Source organism: Andreprevotia sp. IGB-42 (assembly GCF_009848685.1).
Classification (GTDB): Bacteria; Pseudomonadota; Gammaproteobacteria; order Burkholderiales; family Chitinibacteraceae; genus Andreprevotia.
Genome location: NZ_WXTX01000004.1, coordinates 233,601 through 253,905, shown reverse-complemented (window position 1 = coordinate 253,905; position 20,305 = coordinate 233,601). Strand labels below are relative to the sequence as shown.

Annotated in this window: 16 protein-coding genes; 8 read left to right on the top strand and 8 right to left on the bottom strand. The window is 59.9% G+C overall.

The window, feature by feature from the left end; all coding sequences use genetic code 11:
• Nucleotides 1-48 precede the first annotated feature (48 nt).
• Genes IGB42_RS08145 through IGB42_RS22525 form a run of 6 tightly spaced genes read right to left on the bottom strand, consistent with a single transcriptional unit; the run spans nucleotide 49 to nucleotide 6,331 of the window.
• Nucleotides 49-597 (bottom strand): chemotaxis protein CheW, encoded by a 549-nt coding sequence (locus tag IGB42_RS08145; protein ID WP_174764185.1) that lies wholly within the window; start codon nucleotides 595-597, stop codon nucleotides 49-51.
• 10 nt (nucleotides 598-607) lie between these two features.
• On the bottom strand, nucleotides 608-2,266 hold the full coding sequence (locus IGB42_RS08140; protein WP_159669702.1) for a methyl-accepting chemotaxis protein: 1,659 nt from the start codon (nucleotides 2,264-2,266) through the stop codon (nucleotides 608-610).
• Nucleotides 2,267-2,275: 9 nt separating this feature from the next.
• On the bottom strand, nucleotides 2,276-4,486 hold the full coding sequence (locus IGB42_RS08135) for a chemotaxis protein CheA (protein ID WP_159669699.1): 2,211 nt from the start codon (nucleotides 4,484-4,486) through the stop codon (nucleotides 2,276-2,278).
• Nucleotides 4,487-4,490: 4 nt separating this feature from the next.
• Complete coding sequence (locus IGB42_RS08130) at nucleotides 4,491-4,814, bottom strand: lipid asymmetry maintenance protein MlaB (RefSeq protein WP_159669695.1); 324 nt, start codon at nucleotides 4,812-4,814, stop codon at nucleotides 4,491-4,493.
• A 17-nt stretch (nucleotides 4,815-4,831) separates the two neighbouring features.
• Complete coding sequence (locus IGB42_RS08125; protein WP_159669690.1) at nucleotides 4,832-5,200, bottom strand: response regulator; 369 nt, start codon at nucleotides 5,198-5,200, stop codon at nucleotides 4,832-4,834.
• A gap of 24 nt (nucleotides 5,201-5,224) precedes the next feature.
• On the bottom strand, nucleotides 5,225-6,331 hold the full coding sequence (locus IGB42_RS22525; protein ID WP_159669686.1) for a methyl-accepting chemotaxis protein: 1,107 nt from the start codon (nucleotides 6,329-6,331) through the stop codon (nucleotides 5,225-5,227).
• Between the two features lie 415 nt (nucleotides 6,332-6,746).
• Between IGB42_RS22525 and IGB42_RS08115 the strand changes: the two genes are divergently transcribed.
• Both IGB42_RS08115 and IGB42_RS08110 read left to right on the top strand, forming a co-directional pair.
• Nucleotides 6,747-9,521, top strand: a complete 2,775-nt coding sequence (locus IGB42_RS08115; protein ID WP_159669681.1) for a valine--tRNA ligase — start codon at nucleotides 6,747-6,749, stop codon at nucleotides 9,519-9,521.
• A 190-nt stretch (nucleotides 9,522-9,711) separates the two neighbouring features.
• Nucleotides 9,712-10,419: a Pr6Pr family membrane protein gene (locus tag IGB42_RS08110; protein WP_159669674.1), complete on the top strand. Its 708-nt coding sequence runs from the start codon at nucleotides 9,712-9,714 to the stop codon at nucleotides 10,417-10,419.
• 4 nt (nucleotides 10,420-10,423) lie between these two features.
• Here the strand turns inward: IGB42_RS08110 and IGB42_RS08105 are convergent, their stop codons facing one another.
• The gene (locus IGB42_RS08105) at nucleotides 10,424-10,681 is read right to left on the bottom strand and encodes a hypothetical protein (RefSeq protein ID WP_159669670.1); all 258 of its coding nucleotides are present in this window, start codon (nucleotides 10,679-10,681) and stop codon (nucleotides 10,424-10,426) included.
• Between the two features lie 197 nt (nucleotides 10,682-10,878).
• Here IGB42_RS08105 and gcvA point away from each other — a divergent pair, with 197 nt between their 5' ends.
• The 3 genes from gcvA to IGB42_RS08090 all read left to right on the top strand — a co-directional run bounded on the left by gcvA (nucleotide 10,879) and on the right by IGB42_RS08090 (nucleotide 14,455).
• Entirely contained in the window at nucleotides 10,879-11,796 is a 918-nt protein-coding gene (gene gcvA / locus IGB42_RS08100; RefSeq protein ID WP_159669667.1) for a transcriptional regulator GcvA, read from the top strand.
• A gap of 200 nt (nucleotides 11,797-11,996) precedes the next feature.
• Nucleotides 11,997-13,613, top strand: a complete 1,617-nt coding sequence (locus IGB42_RS08095; RefSeq protein WP_159669664.1) for a methyl-accepting chemotaxis protein — start codon at nucleotides 11,997-11,999, stop codon at nucleotides 13,611-13,613.
• Nucleotides 13,614-13,801: 188 nt separating this feature from the next.
• Complete coding sequence (locus tag IGB42_RS08090) at nucleotides 13,802-14,455, top strand: glycine zipper 2TM domain-containing protein (RefSeq protein WP_159669661.1); 654 nt, start codon at nucleotides 13,802-13,804, stop codon at nucleotides 14,453-14,455.
• Nucleotides 14,456-14,563: 108 nt separating this feature from the next.
• Here the strand turns inward: IGB42_RS08090 and IGB42_RS08085 are convergent, their stop codons facing one another.
• Nucleotides 14,564-14,866 carry a hypothetical protein gene (locus tag IGB42_RS08085; RefSeq protein WP_159669658.1) on the bottom strand — a complete coding sequence of 101 codons (303 nt, stop codon included), beginning with the start codon at nucleotides 14,864-14,866 and terminating at the stop codon, nucleotides 14,564-14,566.
• A 392-nt stretch (nucleotides 14,867-15,258) separates the two neighbouring features.
• Between IGB42_RS08085 and glmS the strand changes: the two genes are divergently transcribed.
• The 3 genes from glmS (at nucleotide 15,259) to IGB42_RS08070 (ending at nucleotide 20,273) form a co-directional block, all read left to right on the top strand.
• Nucleotides 15,259-17,082, top strand: coding sequence for a glutamine--fructose-6-phosphate transaminase (isomerizing) (gene glmS / locus IGB42_RS08080; protein ID WP_159669655.1), 1,824 nt, complete (start codon nucleotides 15,259-15,261; stop codon nucleotides 17,080-17,082).
• 138 nt (nucleotides 17,083-17,220) lie between these two features.
• Nucleotides 17,221-18,072, top strand: coding sequence for a TnsA endonuclease N-terminal domain-containing protein (locus IGB42_RS08075; protein WP_159669652.1), 852 nt, complete (start codon nucleotides 17,221-17,223; stop codon nucleotides 18,070-18,072).
• Nucleotides 18,057-20,273, top strand: coding sequence for a Mu transposase C-terminal domain-containing protein (locus IGB42_RS08070; protein ID WP_159669649.1), 2,217 nt, complete (start codon nucleotides 18,057-18,059; stop codon nucleotides 20,271-20,273). Before IGB42_RS08075 ends, IGB42_RS08070 begins: the two co-directional genes overlap by 16 nt.
• Nucleotides 20,274-20,305 lie beyond the last annotated feature (32 nt).

Genomic DNA, 20,305 nt, shown 5'->3' with positions numbered 1-20,305 from the left:
TCCATGGTGCATCTTGTTGTAATTGGTATCGGGTATTGCAGGTACAGCTCAGGCTTGCGCGGTGGCCAGCTCGTCGTGCGGGTTCATGCCGATCAGTGCTGCCATTTCATCCACGGACAACACCTGCTGGATATCGAGCGCGATCACGAAGCGTTCGCCCAGGCTGATCATGCCGTCGATGAAATCGGCACGGATCTTGGCGCCGAAGCTGGGGCGCGGCTCGATCTGGCCGGGCTCCACCGACAGCACTTCGTTCACCGCATCCACGATGATGCCCAGTGCCACCATCTGGCTATCCTGCTCCACTTCCAGGATCACGATGCAGGTGCGTCGGCCGATTTCGGTGCTGTTGCGGCCAAAGCGCGCCGCCAGATCCACCACCGGCACCACCGCGCCGCGCAGGTTGATCACCCCGCGCAGGAACGGCGGTAGCATGGGGATCTCGGTCAGGCCGCCAAACTCGATGATTTCGCGGATATGCTCGATGGGGATGGCAAACAGCTCGCCCCCCAGCGTGAAGGTCAGGAATTGCTGGGTGCCGGGCGATTCAACGCCCTGCAGCCTGGACGACGCGGCGGTAGTGGGCAGATTGGACATGTCTCCCTCCTCAGAAACGGGTGAACGATGATTCATCGACCGCGTCATCACCCGAATCGAGCATGGACGCGCGTTTGCGGGCATTGCCCGGGGGGGCCTTGCGTGGCGCGGCAGCAGCAACGCGCCGCGTACCGCCGCCGCCATGGTGACCATTGGCGACGCGGAAGAAGCGGATCATTTCCTGCAACTGGATCGCCTGCGCGCTCATTTCTTCGGAGGTCGACGACAATTCTTCCGATGCCGATGCATTCATCTGTGTGGTTTGTGCCAGTTGGCTCACTGCCGAGTTGATCTGGTCGAGGCCGGTAGTCTGCTCGCGCGATGCGGCGGAGATTTCCTGCACCAGGTCGGCGGTCTTGCGGATGGCGGGCACCATCTGGTCGAGCAGCGTGCCGGCGCTTTCCGCCATCATCACGCTGTTGCTGGCCACCGAGCCGATTTCCTGTGCGGCCACCTGGCTGCGCTCGGCCAGCTTGCGCACTTCGGCAGCCACCACGGCAAAGCCCTTGCCGTGCTCGCCGGCACGCGCCGCTTCGATGGCGGCATTGAGCGCCAGCAGATTGGTCTGGTAGGCAATGTCGTCGATGATGCCGATCTTGCCGGCAATCTGCCGCATGGCGGCCACGGTTTGCTTCACCGCTTCGCCGCCCTCGACGGCATCGCTGGACGATTTGCTGGCCATGCCATCGGTAATGCGGGCGTTTTCCGAGTTCTGCGATACGGTGGAGGTGATTTCTTCCACCGCTGCGCTGGTTTCCTCGACGTTGGCCGCCTGCTCGGACGCGTTCTGGCTCAGTGCCTGTGCGGAGGCAGAAATCTCCTCGGACGCGGATGCCAGCGAGCTGGCCGAGCTGCTCACATCGCCGATCACGCTGGTGAGCTTGCCGATCATCTGCTGGATGCTGAACAGCATGGAGCCGGTGTCGCCGGGCTTGACGTTGACATCGACAGTGAGGTCGCCATCGGCCACACGCTGCAGGATGCGCACTGCCTCATCAGGCTCGCCACCCACCTGGCGGGTCACGATGCGCGCCAGCAGCACGCCCATGAAGATGGACAGTGCAAATGCCACGATCACCGCAATGATGGTGGTCGTTCGTACGCCGCTGATGGTGGCCTGGTTGGCGTTGTTGGCTTCCTCCGCCTGCTTTTCATTATCGGCGCTGATATCGTCGAGCAGTTTGTCGATCTTGCCGATTTGCTGGCGCAGGCTGCCATTGATCAATGTCTTTGCGTCGTCGGCCTGCCCCGCCTTGAGCAAGCTGACGGCCTTGTCCGACAAACCGAGGTATTCCTGCAGCAGTGGTTTGAAATCCTGGCGCAGCTTGGCCTCGGTATCAGAGGGCGTTGTTTTCGAATAGATATCCCAGGATTTGTTGAAGTTGGCCAGATAGGTTTCGTTGCGTGTTGCTGCTGCCTGTACTTCATCCGGTTTATCGGCAAGGCTCATCATCCGTACGATGGTACGGGCGTGGGCGACCAGGTTGACGTTGGCGCGGGCCAGCGAGCTGATCGCCAGCAGGTTGCTCTTGTAGATATCGGTGCCGCCGTCGCCCACTTTCTGGATATTGGTCAGCGCCCACACGCCGATCAGCAGGGTAAGTAACGACGAGATGAAAAACGCAGTCAGCAGCTTGGTGCCCAGCCGCATTTGCAAGAACCAGCCCATGAAAGTCTCCTAGAGGTCGACTGTTTTGTTATGTGCAAGAAAACCGGCTGATTTGCCGGATTGAGCCAGGGACTGTTGTTGCGTGGTTTGCTGTACCAGGTGCGGTACATCCAGGATCAGCGCCACGCGGCCATCCCCGAGGATGGTCGAGCCACTGATGCTGCGTATGCCGCTGAACAGGCTGCCCAGCGGTTTGATCACGGCCTGGAACTCGCCCAGCAGGCGGTCCACCACCAGCCCGGCGCGCTGCTGGCCAAACTGCACCACCACCAGGCTTTCGCGGCTTTGCTCCAGGCTGGGTAACTCGAACAATTCACGCAGCCGCACGAAGGGCAACGGCTCGCCGCGCAGCTTGACGATGTTGTGACGCGCATCGTGGCCGGCGAGATCCACGCATTCGATGACGAGATCGAGCGGAATCACGAACACTTCGTCGTTCACCATCACCTGGAAACCATCGATGATGGCCAGCGTGAGCGGCAGGCGGATGCGCGTGGTGGTGCCCTGGCCTTCCTTGCTGAGGATTTCCACTTCGCCGCGCAGGCTTTCGATGTTCTTCTTCACCACATCCATGCCCACGCCACGCCCGGACAGGTTGGTGACCTGCTCGGCGGTAGAGAAACCCGCCTCGAAGATCAGCCGGAAAATATCGTTGTCGCTGAGGATCTGCTCCGGAGTGACCAGACCGCGCTCGATGGCCTTGGCCAGGATGCGCTCGCGGTTCAAGCCGCGGCCGTCATCGGAGACCTCGATCACGATGCTGCCCGATTCGTGATACGCATTGAGCCTGAGCATGCCGGTGGGCGATTTGCCGGCCAGTACGCGTGCTTCGGTGCCTTCGATGCCGTGATCCATCGAGTTGCGCACGATATGCATCAGCGGGTCGGCCAGTTTCTCGACCATGCTCTTGTCGAGCTCGGTTTCCGCACCGGTGACGATCAGCTCGATTTCCTTGCCCAGCTCGCGCGAGATATCGCGCACCACGCGCGGAAAGCGCTGGAACACCTCGCCAATCGGCACCATGCGCAAGGTGAGCGCGGCGTCACGGATGTGTTCGACCAGCACCGAGATCGATTGCGCCGCTTCCTCGAACTGCGCGTCTTTCTTGCGGTTGGCAATCAGGTTGGCGCCTGCGCCGGCAATCACCAGCTCGCCCACCAGATCGATCAGCTGGTCGAGCTTGGAAACCTCCACTTTGATGAACTTCTGCTCATGGGCTTTCTTGTCTTCGCTCTGCTTCTGGCGGTTGAGCGCAGCCGATACAACCGCTTCCGGCACCACTTGCTGTTCCACCAGCATGGCGCCGAGCGGCTTCTGGCCGATCTGCTGGTCGTGCTGCTGATCGAGCGCCTGTGCCAGCTCCACTTCGGTGAGTGCACCGCCACGCACCAGGATATCCCCCAGCCGGCCCGGTTCGGGCATCAGCGCGATCAACGCAATGTATTCATCGATCTTGGAGTGTGGTGGCAGGATGCGGATCTGGCTGTCTTCGCGCACGAAGTCGAACACGCTTTCTATCTTGGCGCGGTCGGCATCGGATTCGAAATCGATTTCGAAGCCCAGGTAGCCGGTTTCCGCATCCATCTGGCTCAGCGCCGGCAGCGTATCCACCACCGTGTGCAGGTAAACGATGCGGCCCAGCGAGGTCAGGTAGTGCAGGAAAGACAGCGGATCAAGGCCGTTGCGCAGCACATCCGGGGAAAAGCGCAATGACAGATGCCAGTTGTCGCTGTCGACACCGCCGCTGCCTTCGATGTGTTCGGTGCCCGGGCCATGATCGGGGGCGGTGGTGGCCAGTGAGGAGGCGGTGGGCTCGGCCACTGCCGGCGCAGGTTCCAGATGCGCGCCCAGCAGTTTTTCCAGTACCGCGCGGCGGTCGGCATCGGGCTCGGTATCCTCAGTCCGGTTCTGGATCGCGTCCACCAGCGCGCCGATGTAGTCGCCACAGTTCAGCAGCAAGGAGAGCATGGCGTCGTCGATCTGTACCTTGCCGGTACGCACGCGGTCCAGCACGCTTTCCACGATGTGGGTGAAGCTGACGATGCGGTCGAAGGCAAACAGCCCGGCCGATCCCTTGATGGTGTGCGCGGCGCGGAAAATGGCATTGATGGCTTCGCTGCTGACCCCGTCGGTTTCGATTTCGAGCAGCGCGTTTTCCATCGCGGCAAGCAGCTCGCGGGATTCCTGCACCAGCGCATCACGCGCCATATCCATGTCCATTGCGTTACCTCGCGTTGGGAATGAGCAGTGGATCGCCCAGTGTTGCGGCAAGATTGAGCAGATCGATGGCCGCCAGCACGGTCGGGCTATGGTGGCTGTAGCTGACGGATTTCTGCTGGTTGGCGGCTTCCTGCTTGAGTGCCAGCAGCAACTGCACGCCGGCGGTATCCAGTTCGTCCACGCCTGAAAGATCCAGCTCGATCTGGTTGCCGGTGCGGCTCAGTGCCTGCAGCAACTGATCCTTGAGTTCGCTGGCCTGGAAAATGGTCAGTCCGCCTTCCAACTGCAACAACAACTGGCCGTTGCGGTCCTGTTCGGTGATCGGCATGGCGGCGCTCCGGCGGATTACGGCATCACGAGTTTGGAAACAGCATCCAGCAGCACGGGGGGCTGGAAGGGCTTGAGCACCCAAGCGCGTACGCCGGCAGCCTTGCCTTCCTGTTTCTTGGTTTCGTCACCCTCGGTAGTGAGCATGATGATGGGGGTGAACTTGTAGTTGGGCAGCAGCTTGGCGGCCTTCACAAAACTGATGCCATCCATGTTCGGCATGTTCACGTCGGAAATGATCAGGTTGTACTTGCGGCCATCGAGCTTGGTGAGGGCGTCCTTGCCGTCTGCGGCTTCGACGACATCGTAGCCCGCGCCCTTGAGCGCGATACCGACGGTCTGGCGCATGCTGAACGAATCATCGACGATGAGTATGGTCTTGCCCATTGGGTACTCCGGGTGAGGCGAGGGTCAGAAGAAATCGACTTGCGAAGACTGCACGCTGGCTTTTTGCTGGCCACCATGCACCTGTCGCTGTTCGAGCGTGGTGTAAGTGCGTTCCAGATCAGCAAGCCAGATGGCGCGATCAGGCAATGCCTGATTGCGGTCCAGCAGATCACCCAGCTTCACGATGTCGCGCTGCACGTGATCGAGAATCTGGCTGACGCGGTCCTGGAACTGCAGGTTGACGAGCACGTCCTGCACTTCGTGCTCGACTTCGCGGCTTTCGGTTTCCAGCTGGCCCACGGTTTCGGAAAGCCGCACTGCCGCCTGCTGGAAATCACTGATCACGCTGCCGATCACGGTCTTGGAATCACCGATCATCTTGGCTTCGTCACCGGATAGCCGGTTGGCTGAATCAAGCGCGCCCTGGATGGTCTGGTTGATCGATTCGACCTTGCCGGCAATGCGCTTGCCGGTTTCGCCGGACATGTTGGAGAGCTTGCGCACTTCATCCGCCACCACGGCAAAGCCACGGCCCGCTTCACCGGCACGGGCGGCTTCGATGGCGGCATTCAGTGCCAGCAGATTGGTCTGGCCGGCGATCTGCGCGACATCGGTGGCCATGCGCTTGAGTTCTTCGTTGAACTGGCCCAGCCCGGCAATCTCGTGCAGCAGTGTTTCGCGCGCCGCCAGCACCTGTTCCAGCGAGCGGACGATGCCGCCGAGGTGGTCTTCCGCAGTCTGGATTACCTGCAGCATGTTGCCGCCACCCCCGCCGGCGGCCAGCGCTACCGTGCCGCCCAGCCGCTGGTTGATGCCGGCAAAGCGCATGGCCAGATTGTCGATGGCTTCGGCGGTTTGCGTGCGTGCCAGTTCCACATTGCGCTTCCACAGCGGCAGCACGCCACTCATCAGCTCGGGCAGTTGCGCATGCGGCGCAACGCGCAGCGCTTCTTCGCGTGAAACCGGCGCGGCGATTTCAACCACCGGCGCTGCGGTGGCGCTGAAAAACCAGACGGCAATTGCAAGTACTGCCCCCAGGATCAAGCCATGCCACCATGTGGTGGCGATCAGGCTGGCAATGACGAGGTTGCAGATACAGAGCCCGAGAAGGATGAGGCGTTGTTGATTCACGAAATACCCCTGGTGACGGGCGAAGTGGTACTTACTTTTGAATAAACAAGGAATCGCTTGCACGCAAGGATGAAAGGCAGTTCCGCATGAAATGCGGTCTGTGGGCAGCTTGGCTTGCAAGCATGGTGGACAACCCCCGGTTTTTATTTGTTGCACTCAATTGGTGCAATTGATTATTTGCGGCACTGTTTGGGTGCTAAGTAAGCATATGCTTATCAGATCAATTATGCCAAGCGGGTTGGCTACTGTTTCTGACGAATTGATTGTTTTTACGATACAAATAGGCAATTGCATACCTGATTTGCTTTGCTGGCCCGGTAAGTGATCGCAATGGAATTGCCGGCTGGATTGCGCCGGGCAGCTGCCTGCGTGTGCGGGGCTGTATAATCTGCGGTTTTGCATTTCCGAGCCCGTCATGAGCACCGCACTCGAGCAACTTGCCAAGAGCTTTGAACCCGCCCCGATCGAGGCCAACTGGTATCCGCGCTGGGAATCGGCCAATTACTTCAGCCCCAGCATGGACATGAACGCACCGTCGTTCGCCATCCAGCTGCCGCCACCCAATGTGACCGGCACGCTGCATATGGGGCACGCGTTCAACCAGACCATCTGTGATGGCCTGATCCGCTATCACCGCATGCGCGGTGACAACACCGTGTGGGTACCGGGTACCGACCATGCCGGCATCGCCACGCAGATCGTGGTGGAGCGCCAGCTGGATGCGCAGGGCGTCAGCCGCCATGACCTGGGCCGCCCGGCGTTCATCGAAAAGGTGTGGGACTGGAAAAAGCATTCCGGCGATACCATCACCGGCCAGATGCGCCGCATGGGCGCTTCGGTGGACTGGCGCCGCGAGTACTTCACCATGGACGACAAGATGTCGGGCACGGTAACCGAAGTATTCGTGCGCCTGTTCGAGCAGGGGCTGATCTACCGCGGCAAGCGGCTGGTGAACTGGGACCCGGTGCTGGGCACGGCGGTATCCGATCTGGAAGTGGTCAGCGAGGAAGAAGACGGCCATCTGTGGCATATCCACTACCCGCTGGCGAATGGTGAGGGCCAACTGACGGTTGCTACTACCCGCCCGGAAACCATGCTGGGCGACGTGGCGGTGATGGTGCACCCGGAAGACGAGCGCTATGCGCACCTGATCGGCCAGATGGTGAAGCTGCCGCTGTGCGAGCGCGAAATCCCCATTATTGCCGATGATTATGTCGACAAGGCATTCGGTACCGGCGTGGTGAAAGTCACCCCGGCGCACGATTTCAACGACTATGCAGTTGGCCAGCGCCATGGCCTGCCGCAAATCTCCATCCTGACGCTCGACGCCAAAATCAACGACAACGCACCCGCCTCCTATCAGGGGCTGGAGCGCTTTGCCGCGCGCAAGCAGGTGGTGGCCGATCTGGAAGCCGGCGGCTTCCTGGGCGAGATCAAGAAACACAAGCTGATGGTGCCGCGCGGCGACCGTACCGGCTCGGTGATCGAGCCGATGCTGACGGACCAGTGGTTCGTGGCGATGAGCAAGGCCGATGAAACCGGCAAGAGCATCACGCAGAAAGCGCTGGAAGTGGTGGAAAACGGCGAAGTGCAGTTTGTGCCGGGAGACTGGATCAATACCTACAACGCCTGGCTGAAGAATATCCAGGACTGGTGCATTTCGCGCCAGCTGTGGTGGGGCCACCAGATTCCGGCATGGTACGACGCCGACGGCCAGGTGTATGTGGCGCGTACCGAGGCCGAAGCGCTGGCCAAATCGGGCGGCAAGCCGCTGACGCGCGACAACGATGTGCTCGATACCTGGTTCTCGTCCGCGCTGGTGCCGTTCTCCAGCCTGGGCTGGCCGCAGGAAACACCGGAGCTGAAGGCATTCCTGCCGTCCAGCGTGCTGGTGACCGGCTACGACATCATCTTCTTCTGGGTGGCCCGGATGGTGATGATGACCAAGCACTTCACCGGCAAGGTGCCGTTCAAGCACGTGTACATCCACGGCCTGGTGCGTGATGGCGAAGGGCAGAAGATGTCCAAGTCCGAAGGCAACGTGCTGGACCCGGTAGACCTGATCGACGGCATTGCGCTGGAACCGCTGCTGGAAAAACGCACCACCGGGCTGCGCCGCCCGGAAAAAGCTCCGCAGGTGGCCGCCAAGACGCAGAAGGAGTTCCCGGATGGCATTCCCGCCTATGGCGTGGATGCGTTGCGCTTCACGTTTGCCTCGCTGGCATCGCTGGGCCGTTCGGTCAATTTCGACCAGAAGCGTTGCGAGGGCTACCGCAACTTCTGCAACAAGCTGTGGAATGCCACGCGCTTCGTGCTGATGAATGTGGAAGGCAAGGACTGCGGCCTGGAAGATGGCGCCGATCTGGATTACGCGTTTGCCGACCGCTGGATCATCGGCAAGCTGCAGGAGGCGGAAAAAGCCGTCACGCTGGCGCTCGATACCTTCCGCTTCGACCTGGCCGCGCAGGCGCTGTACGAGTTCGTGTGGAACGAGTACTGCGACTGGTATATCGAGCTGGCCAAGGTCAGCGCGCAGACCGGCAGTGAGGCGCAGCAGCGCGCCACCCGCCGTACGCTGATCCGCGTGCTGGAAACCATCCTGCGCCTCAATCACCCCATCATGCCCTTCATCACCGAAGAGCTGTGGCAGGTGGTTGCGCCGCTGGCCGGCAAGAAGGACACCGCATCGCTGATGCTGGCGCAATGGCCGGTGGCCGATGACAGCAAGATCGACCCGGCCGCCTATGCGGATGTCGAGGAGCTGAAGGCCATTGCCTTTGCCGCGCGCAACCTGCGCGGTGAAATGGGCCTGCCGCCGTCGCAGAAGGTGCCGATGTTCATCGAGGGCGATGCCAGCCTCGGCCGCTTTGCCGATTACATCAAATCACTGGCCAAGCTCTCCGAGGTGCATGTGGTCAGTGCGCTGCCGGAAGACGATGCACCGGTGGCGGTAGCCGGGACCACGCGGCTGATGCTGAAGGTGGAAGTGGACAAGGCTGCGGAAAGCGCACGGCTGACCAAGGAAATCGCCAAGACGGAGGACGGCCTGGCCAAGATGGTGGCCAAGCTGGAAAAACCGGGCTACATCGACAAGGCACCCGCGCATCTGGTCGAAAAGGATCGCGCGCTGGTGGCCGATCTGGAAGACAAGCTGGGCAAACTGCAGGCGCAACTGGCCAAGCTGAAATAAGCCAGCCAGCTGCATAGAAAACAGGCGCTCCGGTGCCTGTTTTTTCATGCCATGTCGATCAATGCCGCAGCAATCCTGCCGATGGTCGGCTGCTGCATGCATACCGTATACGCCTGCATGCATCCCGCACTAGAACGATAGCTGGGCTGGCAGCCGTTATGCCGGCCCAGAGTCGTTCTGGAGGTGTGCGATGCAGGTATCGCTTGAAGCAACGCCGGTTTTGCCGGTGGTGAGCAACCGGCTGCGCTGGGCGCGGCGCTGCGAGCTGTTTCTGGGTTTGCTGGTGTGGTTTGCCGTGCTGACCCGCCTGGGGCTGACCATCGCCGAGGAGCTCTCGCACGGGCAGACGCTGTGGTTTGCGCTGGTGCGTTTCCTGGGTTTCTTCACCAACCTGAGCACGCTGCTGCTGGCGCTGGTGCTGACGGTGCCGTTGCTGGGCCCACGCTCTCGGCTGGCGCGCTGGCTATGGCAGCCGGGCGTGCGCGCCGCCAGCCTGGTGTACATCCTGATCGTATCGCTGGGCTACGAGGTACTGCTGCGCAGCCTGTGGACGCCGCAAGGGCTGGAATGGCTGATCAACCTGCTGCTGCATGATGTGATCCCTGCCGGTTACCTTGCGTACTGGCTGGGCTTCGCCCCGGCTGGCAAGCTGCGCTGGCGCGATGCATTCCGCTGGCTGTGCTACCCCTGTGCGTACTTCGTGTATGTGCTGATCCGCGGTGCCATGCTGGGCCGCTACCCGTATCCCTTCTTCAACGCGCTGGAACACGGCTACGTGCCGGTGTTGTGGAACGCTGCCGCATTCGGCGTGGCTTTTGCCTGTACCGGCCTGCTGATCGTTGCTGCCGACGCGGGGCTGGCGCGCTACCGCTCCCGTCGAGACCTCACATCGAGGTGATTGCTCAGGCCGCTTGCAATGTTGTTTCGCTTGCCCGGCCCGGGCTGGCTTCTGCGTGGGCGGCGAAGATCACGCGTGCGCTTTCCAGTGCTTCGATCACCATATGCCCGCTGGCATGATGCGTTTCGCCTGCGTGCACCAGCACATCGCTGGCGCCATCGTCGGTAATCCACAGGATGCCTTCCACTACCTGCACGCTGCTGGCGTGGCTGCTGATCACCCGGCCGTACGGCAATGCTGCAATCGCTTGATCATGTAACATGATTCACTCCTTGTGATGTTGCACCCGGCATTGCCGGTTGGCGCATTCGCCGCTTCAACGCGGTGCTGTATCAGCCGGATGCCGCGCAAGGCTTTATTCGTGCTGAGTCTGCCTGGCTGTTGAATGCTGCTGATGTTGCTCATTCTGGACAGCATGGGCATGATGGACAAACGATACGTTTTCACTGGAATAGTGAATTGAATTCACCATTGAAGGCGCCGGGCCGTTTGCCCTCACTGCCGGCGTTGCGCGCCTTCGAGGCCGCTGCCCGGCTGGGCAATATGGCGCAGGCTGCAGAGGAGCTGTTCGTCACCCCGGGCGCCGTCAGCCATCAGGTCAAGGCGCTGGAAGAACAGCTGGGCTACGCGCTTTTCATCCGTGAAGGGCGTGGCGTACGGCTGACTGCGGAAGGCCGACGGCTGGCTGGTGTGCTGAACGGCGCATTCGGGACCATCGCAGCAGAGGTGGAAACCATGCGGCGCGAGCGCGAGCGGCCGCGCGTGGTGATCACCTGCGTGCCCTCGTTTGCCGCCAAGTGGCTGACGCCGCGGCTCAAGCACTTCATCGGCGCGCATCCGGAGATCGAGCTATGGGTGCACTCATCGCTGACGCGTGAAGACATCGCCGCGCAGGGCATCGATCTGGCGATCCGCGTGGGGCGCGGGGTATACCCGGGCCTGTACGCACAGCATTTCATGGAAGACGATTTCATCGTGGTAGCCAGCCCGGCACTGGCAGGCGGCCTGCCGCGGCAACCGGCCGGCCTGGCCGGGCGTATGCTGCTGCGCTCCAACAACGAACCTTGGCGGCGCTGGTTTGACGAAGCGGGCCTGAACGACTGGCCCGAGCCATCGCAAGGCATCGTTTTCAACGATTCTGCATTGCTGGTGCAGGCGGCGGCAGAAGGGCAGGGCATCGCGCTGGCCCGGCGCCTGCTGATCCAGGATGAAGTGGCCAGCGGCCGGCTGGTACCGCTGTTCGATCTGACGGTGCCGCTGGAATTGCCTTACTGGTTGGTCACCACCACACCGCCGCCGCACCGGCCGGCCTTGCAGTTGTTCATCGACTGGTTGTGGGAGCAGGCCAGGCTGGATGGCGTGGTGGCCGCAGGCTGATCCGGCGTGCACCATGCCGCCGGTTGCCAGCTGCAATGCGGCATGCCGCGCTGTTGCTATCGGGCGGACAGACGCGCTGCAGGCGCTCGGCACGCAATAGTCATATGCATTAAACATTTTCTTCATCCGGGCTTGCTGGCGTAAGCGGAAAGCCCGACTATGCTGAAACAATCCCGCAACGCTCTCCAGGGGTGTTCCCAATGTCATTGAAAGTAAAAGCGTGGCTGTTGTCGGCCCTTGTGCTGGTCGCGCTGATCGGCGTGATGCTGGTCGGCCTGCAGACCATGAAGACTGCAGCGAACGACGACAACAAGGCGCGTATCGAGCAATTGCTCAAAAGTGCCAGCCTGACCATCGTGCAGATGGAAAATCTGGCGGCCAGCGGCAAGCTGACCGAAGAACAGGCCAAGGCCATCGCCACGCAGATCCTGCGTGAGAACAAGTATCACAAGTCCGAATACGTGTACGTGGTGGACGAAAAGCTCAACTTCATTGCCGCGCCGCTCGATCCGCAACTGCATGGCACCAGCTTCAATGAATTCAAGGATGCGCAGGGCAAGAGTGTGGGCGCACTGGCGCAGGCCGCGGTGGAAAAATCCGGCGGCGCACTGACCGAGTACAAATGGAATTCCGAGCGCGATGGCAAGGTGGTCGACCTGCTGACCGTGGTGGTGCAATCGCCGAAGTGGCACTGGATCGTCGGCAATGGCGTCAGTGAAGCCGAAGCCAATGCGCGCTTCTGGGCCAATGCCCGCTGGCAGGTGATCATCTGTCTGGTGGTAGCAGCCGGGGTGGCGTTGATCCTGATGACTGCGGTACGCAAGCTGCTGTCGCAATTGGGTGGCGAGCCCGATTATGCGGCAGAGGTGGCGCTGGCCATTTCGCAAGGCGATCTGGGGCGCAAGATCGCCGGCAATGTACGGCCGGATAGCTTGCTGGGGGCGGTATCGAGCATGCAGTCCAGCCTGCGCGACATGATCCAGGGCATCCAGCGCGGCGCGGATGAGCTCAAGCATGCGGCCGGTGGCCTGTCGCACCAGATGGAGGCCATCAGCCAGGCATCGCGGCAATCGTCCGATGCCACGTCGGCCACGGCAGCGGCCATCGAGGAAATGTCGGTCAGCGTTGACCATATCTCGCAAAGTGCGCGTGAAACCGAGCAGAACTCGTCGCGTTCCAGCCAACTGGCTGCCGAGGGTGAAGGATTGGTCAGCCGTGCAGCAGCTGAAATCCAGCGGGTTTCCACGCAGATCGCCGATGCATCCGGCCTGATTGGCGGTTTGGTGGAGCGCTCGCGCGAGATCGACAGCATTGCCAGCGTGATCAAGGACATTGCGGACCAGACCAATCTGCTGGCCCTGAACGCGGCAATCGAAGCGGCGCGTGCCGGTGAGCAAGGCCGCGGCTTCGCGGTGGTGGCAGACGAAGTGCGCAAGCTGGCTGAGCGCACCACGCAGGCCACCGGTCAGATCACCAGCATGATCCAGGCCGTGCAGACCGATACGCTGTCGGTGGTGGCCAGCATGGACGAGGCCACACCGCAGGTCGCGCGCGGGGTGGAAATGGCCGACCGCGCAGCAGCGACGCTACGCGAGATCAGTAGCGGCGCATCCGAAACGCTGGCCAAGATCCGCGATGTGGCCAATGCCACATCCGAGCAGAGCCTGGCGAGCAGCAGTGTTGCCACCAACGTCGAGCACATCGCGCGCATGGTGGAAGAATCTGCAGATTCGGTACGTGCAGCAAACGAAAACGTGCGCTCGCTGGAGCAACTGGCATCTGATCTGCGGTCAGCGGTGGCGCGCTTCCGCCTGTAACTTTTCACGGAAACTACATCTTCCAAAGGCCGCCGTAAGGCGGCCTTTCCTTTGTGGGCGCGGCTTTGCGGCGCGATGGCGCTTTTTTACCCCGTGAAAATTGCCGGGGTTCATGTGTGTGTCATCACTGCGCTTGCGGCGTTAAAGAGGGCATGATGAATTCATCTGACCACAAGGAGGAAGACACCATGTCTGCCCCACAAACGCATCCTCTTATCCTGACAGCTGCCGGCGCAGTCATCCTGGCATCCGGCGTTGGTATCGCAAGCTGGCTAGGCTGGATCGGTAGCCCGAAAAGCACCGAGCAGATTGCCAGTGCCCCTGTTGCGCTGGTGGCTTCCGCACCCGTTACCGCTATCCCGACTCTGGAACCCACCCCCAGTCCGACACCGGTGCCGACGCTGGCACCCGCACCGACAGCCAAACCCAAGCCGCGCCCGCGCCCTACCGCGGTGCCGCCGCCGCGAGCCGAACAGCCAGTGTATGTGCCGGCGCCCACCAAGGTGGTGTGCAACAGCTGCGGTCGCGTGGTTGACGTGCAAGCCATCCAGACTGCCGGGCAAGCCAGCGGTGGCGGTGCGGTGGTAGGGGGTGTGCTGGGTGGCGTGGTTGGCCACCAAGTGGGCAAGGGCCGCGGCAATGACGTGGCAACCGTGCTGGGCGCCATCGGTGGTGCAGTGGCCGGCCACCAGGTTGAAAAGCAGGTGCGCAAGACCACCAGCTACGATGTGCGCGTGGTGTTCGATGACGGTAGCGAACGCAGCTTCAGCTACCAGGAAAAGCCGCAGTTCTCCGCCGGCGACCGCGTACGCCTGCGTGATGGTCAGCTGACCTTCGATTGATACCGGTTGATTGACTGCACCGGTAGTGAATGCAAAAACCCGGCCATGCCGGGTTTTTTGTCGTGTGGGCGCGGCTTAATGGCCACCCCGGCCGGTGCCCGTGTCGAATCAATGGAAGTCTTGCCGCTCCAGCCCGCGTGCCCGCTGGATCAGCACGTTCATGATGCCCAGTACCGTCTTGCGGGTTTCACGGCTATCCACCCGGGCAAAATTGTCATCCAGTGCTTCATAAACATCGCAGGCCAGATGAAACAGCAATGCCTGCTCGGCCTCTCCGGCGCGTGGCAGGTAGCAGTTGATTTCATCCACGATATGGTCGGCCAGCTCATCCGGAAACGTGGCTTTGGCGGTCAGTATCCTGTCCATCAAACGCACGCCGATGACGCCTAGCGACAACAGCTGCACAGCCATACCTTGCCTCCTGCTCTGTCTATGCCATCACAAAGATCTGCCAGCCCCGCGTCGGCCATGGCTGGCCATGTCTGCGTGGGAGTTATTCCACTGTAGCCCACAGTGCTGCGCCGCCCATCGGGTGCCCGAAGTAAGCTGATGAACGCGCACAGGTATAAATACCGCAAGCAGCTTGCAATGCTGTGGCAGTGCCAGCCGCCGCCTGCTTGTGCAAGCAGCGCTGCAAAGCGCGTACTTGCTTGATCGCGCGCACCGTTGCCATCCGGATGTTCAGCCCGCTGGCGTGTCAGGGGTGACCTGACTATCCGTAGCACCTTAGGGGTAAATCCGTAACGACAGGCTGATGGCAGCTGTTTACATTGCACCGCAACATCATTGGCGGGAGCCTGACCATGTGCGGCATTGTTGGTGCAATTTCTGATCGCAACGTTCTACCCATGTTGCTGGCGGGTCTCGCCCGGCTGGAATTCCGCGGCTATGACTCCAGTGGCGTGGCATTGGCCAGCGGCAGTGACGTGCAACGCATCCGCGTGGCTGGCCGCGTGGCGGCACTGACTGAGCGCGCTGGCGGCGCGCAGGGCAGGCGCGGCATTGCCCATACCCGCTGGGCTACCCATGGCGTGCCGTCCGAAGTGAACGCGCACCCGCACCTGGGGGGCGACAGCGTGATGGTGGTGCACAACGGCATCATCGAAAACCATCAGGCATTGCGCGCGGCGCTGACCGCACGCGGCTACGCGTTCAGCTCGGAAACGGATACCGAAGTCATTGCCCACCTGGTGCATGCGGAGTTGCAGCGCCGCGGCAATTTGCTGGCTGCCGTGCAGGCGGCTCTGCCGCAGCTGCAAGGCGCCTATGCCATCGGCGTGCTGGCGCGCGATGACGCCAGCCGGGTGATCTGCGCACGCAAGGGCAGCCCGCTGGCGCTGGGTCTGGGCTTTGGCGAGCAGTACTTTGCATCGGATATCGCCGCGCTGCTGCCGCTGACGCAACGGGTGATCTACCTGGAAGAGGGCGAGCTGGCCGATGTGCGCTGTAGCGGCATCCAGGTATACGGGGCGGATGGCAAGGCGCTGGCGCGTACTGCGCGCACCATAGATGTACAACCGGAAGCCGCGGAGCTGGGCCCTTATCGCCACTACATGCAGAAGGAAATCTTCGAGCAGCCTGCTGCACTGGCCAATACGCTGTCGCGCGCACTGGAACTGGGTTGCGTGCCGGCAGTGTTCGGACCGACCGCGGATGAAGTGTTCAAGACCGCGCCCGCCGTGCGCATCGTTGCCTGCGGATCGAGCTATCACGCCGGCTTGGTGGCCAGGTACTGGATCGAGGAATGGACCGGGCTGCCGGTGAGCGTGGAAATCGCCAGCGAATACCGCTACCGCAGTAGCACGGAGGCCGATGGCACGCTGGTGGTGGCCATTTCGCAATCGGGCGAAACCGCCGACCTGCTGGCCGCCGCACGCGCCGCCCGCGAACGCGGCAAGGTTCAACTGCTGGCATTGTGCAACGTAGCGCACGCCACGCTGACGCGTGAAGCCGATCTGCTGTTCCTCACGCAGGCCGGCATGGAAATCGGCGTGGCGTCGACCAAGGCCTTCACCACGCAACTGGCCGCGCTGTACGTGCTGGGCATTGCACTGGCCCGCGCCCGCGCCAGCCTGCCGGAAACGCAATTGGCCGGACTGGCTGAATGGCTACCCAGATTGCCCACACTGGCGCAGGGCATCCTCGAGGTCGAGCCGGAGCTGGAAGCATGGGCACACGAACTCAGCCACGATGCAAATGCGCTGTTCCTTGGCCGCCACACGCTCTACCCGATTGCGCTGGAGGGCGCGCTCAAGCTCAAGGAAATTGCGTATATCCACGCCGAAGGCTACGCCGGCGGCGAACTCAAGCACGGCCCGCTGGCGCTGGTGGATGAAAACATGCCGGTGATCGTTTGCGCTGGCGCTGATGCAGTGCCGGACAAGCTGGCATCCAACCTGCGCGAAGTGATGGCCCGCGGCGGCCGCGTCTACCTGATCGCGGAGCCAGGTTGCGAAGCGCTGGCGGATGGCGCCCACCGCGTGCTGCAACTCACCCAGCCCGCCGGCCCGCTCTCCGCACTGATCATGACCTTGCCGCTGCAACTGCTGGCTTACCACACTGCCTGCCGCAAAGGCACGGATGTAGACAAGCCAAGGAACCTGGCCAAATCGGTGACTGTGGAGTGAGGATTCAGGTGCATGGGGATGAGCTGTTTTCTCATAATAAAGTTCTGACATTGATAATAAAGTTTTGATATTAATAATAAAGTGTTGACATGGAATATTCCGGTGCTAGGTTGAAGTAGCGGCGTGCGGAGAGAGTCCATGGCGAAGCGCAGATATGAGTTTGATGAAGCCAAACATGCACGGTTTTTGAAAGAGGGGCGGGGCCAGGGTACTTTAGGCGAGTACAAGCCTTGGCTGACGATCCATGATGTACCGTCAACCGGCCGTGTTTCCCGCATCCCTGGGGTCACCTGTCAGCGTCAGCATCACGCTCTTTCCGACATCGAAACTGGGCTTATCCATTTGCTAGATTGGTCTGCCGATGTTGTCGATATTCGCGAGCAGTTTCCGCTCGACCGAGATATGACTCGGCAGATTGCAAAAGACATGGCGGTAGAACATCCTCGCGACCCTCATTCTGGCGTGGACATCGTTATGACCACCGACGTGCTCGCGAGCGTAATCTGCTCCACCGGTACTCGTTTGATTGCCTACGCAGGGAAGTGCAGCTCAGACTTGGATGATCCGCGTACGATTGAAAAACTGGAAATTGAGCGCCGATACTGGGATATTCAAGCAAAAGAGGTTGATTGGACGCTTTATACCGAGCGGGAGTTGCCATCTCAACGCATTGCCAATATTGCGTGGGCAAACGAAATGTATTCGCTGGAGGGGATAACGTCACTTTACGATGGATATTGGTCTGATCGATGTACTCGCGTGATTCATGAATTGGATGCGATACCGGTTGCCACTTCCGTCAAACAATTCTTTGACTTTTTGGAAGTGAATCATGGTTTCCGACTAGGCGAAGGTCTGACTGCTCTGAGGCATCTTGTTGCAATCCGGATTCTTGCTATCGATATGGACAAACCATTTGAGGTGTCTGGTAGTGTTGGGCAGCTACAAATTCAATCTCCTGCAGGGCGAACCAAGTGGAAAGCCGCGTAGTACTTCTGCTGAACGATCTGCTGCACTATGCAGACGGTAGCGAGCGTACGCTTCGCCTGATCTGGCTGAATCCAGATAACAGCGGTGCGGCTGTTATCGACATTCATGACCCCCGAGCTTGGCCGGTATTTACCACCACAATTCAGCTAGTTGATGATGTGATGTTCGGTCATGCTCGCTTGCTCAAGGATGATCCTCTGGCCGTGGTTGCAGGTGATCACCAACTATCTAATGCACGCAAGGCAGCTCGTGACCGAGCTTGGAAAATCATTGCTCCGTTGGTGCGCAATGAGCCCGCCATTTTCTTAAGCCGTAGTCGAGGTCCACTTGTCTCTGACGCATGCCAGCTTCACCGCGTGCCTCACCAAACCGTCTATAGCTATCTTAGGCGGTATTGGCAGCGCGCTCTCAGCATCAATGCGCTTTTATTTGATTGGGATAGGTGTGGCGCCAAGGGTGCTTCCCGGGGTTCGAACCCTGCAGTAAAGCGCGGGCGCCCTCGTAAATTTGATATTGGCGACGGCGTCAATGTTAACGATGATATCCGGAAAGTATTTCGTATCGCGATTCATCGTTACTATTTAAAGGGTAAGCGTTATTCGTTGGCCGATGCATATCACACAATGATTAAGGATTTCTTTTGTGATAAAGATGTTGATCCCGACACTGGGAGGGTTGTGCATCGTTATCGCCTTGGGTTGGAACCCGCTGGTGATTTGACCTCCGAGAGTGGGAAATATACCAAACCCACCCTAGTGCAATTTCGCTATTGGTACGAGAGAGATAACCAATTATTTGATATAAAGCGTCGTCGTATTGGGGAGAAAAACTACGATAAAGACATGCGTGGCTATATAGGAACCTCCAATGCGGAAGTTTGGGGACCTGGCGCTCGTTTTCAGATCGATGCAACCATTGCGGATGTTTACCTTGTTTCGCGCCTTAAGCGTGATCGCATTATCGGACGACCTGTGTTGTATATTGTGATCGATGTCTTCAGCCGCATGATAGTTGGTTTATCTGTAGGATTAGAAGGCCCTTCGTGGGTTGGCGGCATGCTGGCTCTAGCCAATGCTGCTGAGGACAAGGTTAATTATTGCAAGCGTTTTGGCATCCAGATTGAACCGGAAGATTGGCCATGTCACCACCTTCCCGCCATTCTTCTGGGGGACCGTGGCGAAATTGAGAGTCGCTACATCGACACACTGGCCAACAATTACCGTGTAACAATCGAAAATACAGCTTCCTATCGTGCGGATTGGAAAGGGGTGGTTGAACAGCGCTTTCGACTATTACCCGCAAAATTTAAACCCTATGTGCCCGGTTATGTAGAGCCGGATTTCCGGCAGCGCGGCGTGCGGGACTATCGGCTGGACGCGGTTCTTGATTTAGAGCAATTTACAGAAATCTTGATCGCAGACATTCTTTACTACAACAACCACCATGAGCTGCGGACCTATGACAAGGATCGCGATCTGATAGCCGATGAAGTGCTTGCAGTTCCCTCTGATTTGTGGGATTGGGGCATTCGCAACCGTAGCGGGTGCCTACGAACATATCCGATTGAGGGTATTCGTTTTCATCTACTTCCCACCGCACAAGCGACTGTGACCGAAAAGGGCATTCGCTATGATGGTAGCTACTACATTTGTGAAATGGCACTCAAGGAACGTTGGCTGGATCGTGCGCGACAGCGTGGTCATTGGCGAGTACCTATTAGCTTTGACCCCCGTGATCGCGAAATGATCTTCTTGCACTATGCCACGGATTTTCAAGGATTTGTACCATGCAGCTTGACCGACCGTAGTCGTGCAGATCGTCAAATCTCCGAATGGGAAATTGGCCAAGGTCGTGCTGATATCGCCGCCCGTTCAGCCAAACATCAAGCAAAGCAAACTCTGGCAAAAGCCGACCTTTCCGCTCACATCGAAGAGGTGGTACTTCGTGCGCAATCGCAGGTGCCGCTCAGCGCCGAGAGTAACTTGGCCCGTACCAGCAAAATTCGAAAAAACCGTGCGGAAGAGCGCCAGCGTATTGCAGATAAAGAGGCATTCGGGGCGGGAATAAGCCAGGATCGCAAAGTTCAGGATAACGTGATTCCCCTGCGGCAAACAGCATCCGATATGTATTCGGAGCCTGATATTACTGAAATGCTAACCAGAAATTCTCAAGATGAGCCTAGTTCAAAAAGCGATTCTTAGCTAGTTGTGAGTTTATCACATCACACTTTCAA

Coding starts and splice junctions, on each gene's coding strand:
- IGB42_RS08145 (WP_174764185.1), bottom strand. CDS start 597: ATGTCCAATCTGCCCACTACCGCCGCGTCGTCCAGGCTGCAGGGCGTT.
- IGB42_RS08090 (WP_159669661.1), top strand. CDS start 13,802: ATGTCTGCCCCACAAACGCATCCTCTTATCCTGACAGCTGCCGGCGCA.
- IGB42_RS08115 (WP_159669681.1), top strand. CDS start 6,747: ATGAGCACCGCACTCGAGCAACTTGCCAAGAGCTTTGAACCCGCCCCG.
- IGB42_RS08140 (WP_159669702.1), bottom strand. CDS start 2,266: ATGGGCTGGTTCTTGCAAATGCGGCTGGGCACCAAGCTGCTGACTGCG.
- IGB42_RS08095 (WP_159669664.1), top strand. CDS start 11,997: ATGTCATTGAAAGTAAAAGCGTGGCTGTTGTCGGCCCTTGTGCTGGTC.
- glmS (WP_159669655.1), top strand. CDS start 15,259: ATGTGCGGCATTGTTGGTGCAATTTCTGATCGCAACGTTCTACCCATG.
- IGB42_RS08110 (WP_159669674.1), top strand. CDS start 9,712: ATGCAGGTATCGCTTGAAGCAACGCCGGTTTTGCCGGTGGTGAGCAAC.
- IGB42_RS08085 (WP_159669658.1), bottom strand. CDS start 14,866: ATGGCTGTGCAGCTGTTGTCGCTAGGCGTCATCGGCGTGCGTTTGATG.
- IGB42_RS08135 (WP_159669699.1), bottom strand. CDS start 4,486: ATGGACATGGATATGGCGCGTGATGCGCTGGTGCAGGAATCCCGCGAG.
- IGB42_RS08105 (WP_159669670.1), bottom strand. CDS start 10,681: ATGTTACATGATCAAGCGATTGCAGCATTGCCGTACGGCCGGGTGATC.
- IGB42_RS08130 (WP_159669695.1), bottom strand. CDS start 4,814: ATGCCGATCACCGAACAGGACCGCAACGGCCAGTTGTTGTTGCAGTTG.
- IGB42_RS08125 (WP_159669690.1), bottom strand. CDS start 5,200: ATGGGCAAGACCATACTCATCGTCGATGATTCGTTCAGCATGCGCCAG.
- IGB42_RS08075 (WP_159669652.1), top strand. CDS start 17,221: ATGGCGAAGCGCAGATATGAGTTTGATGAAGCCAAACATGCACGGTTT.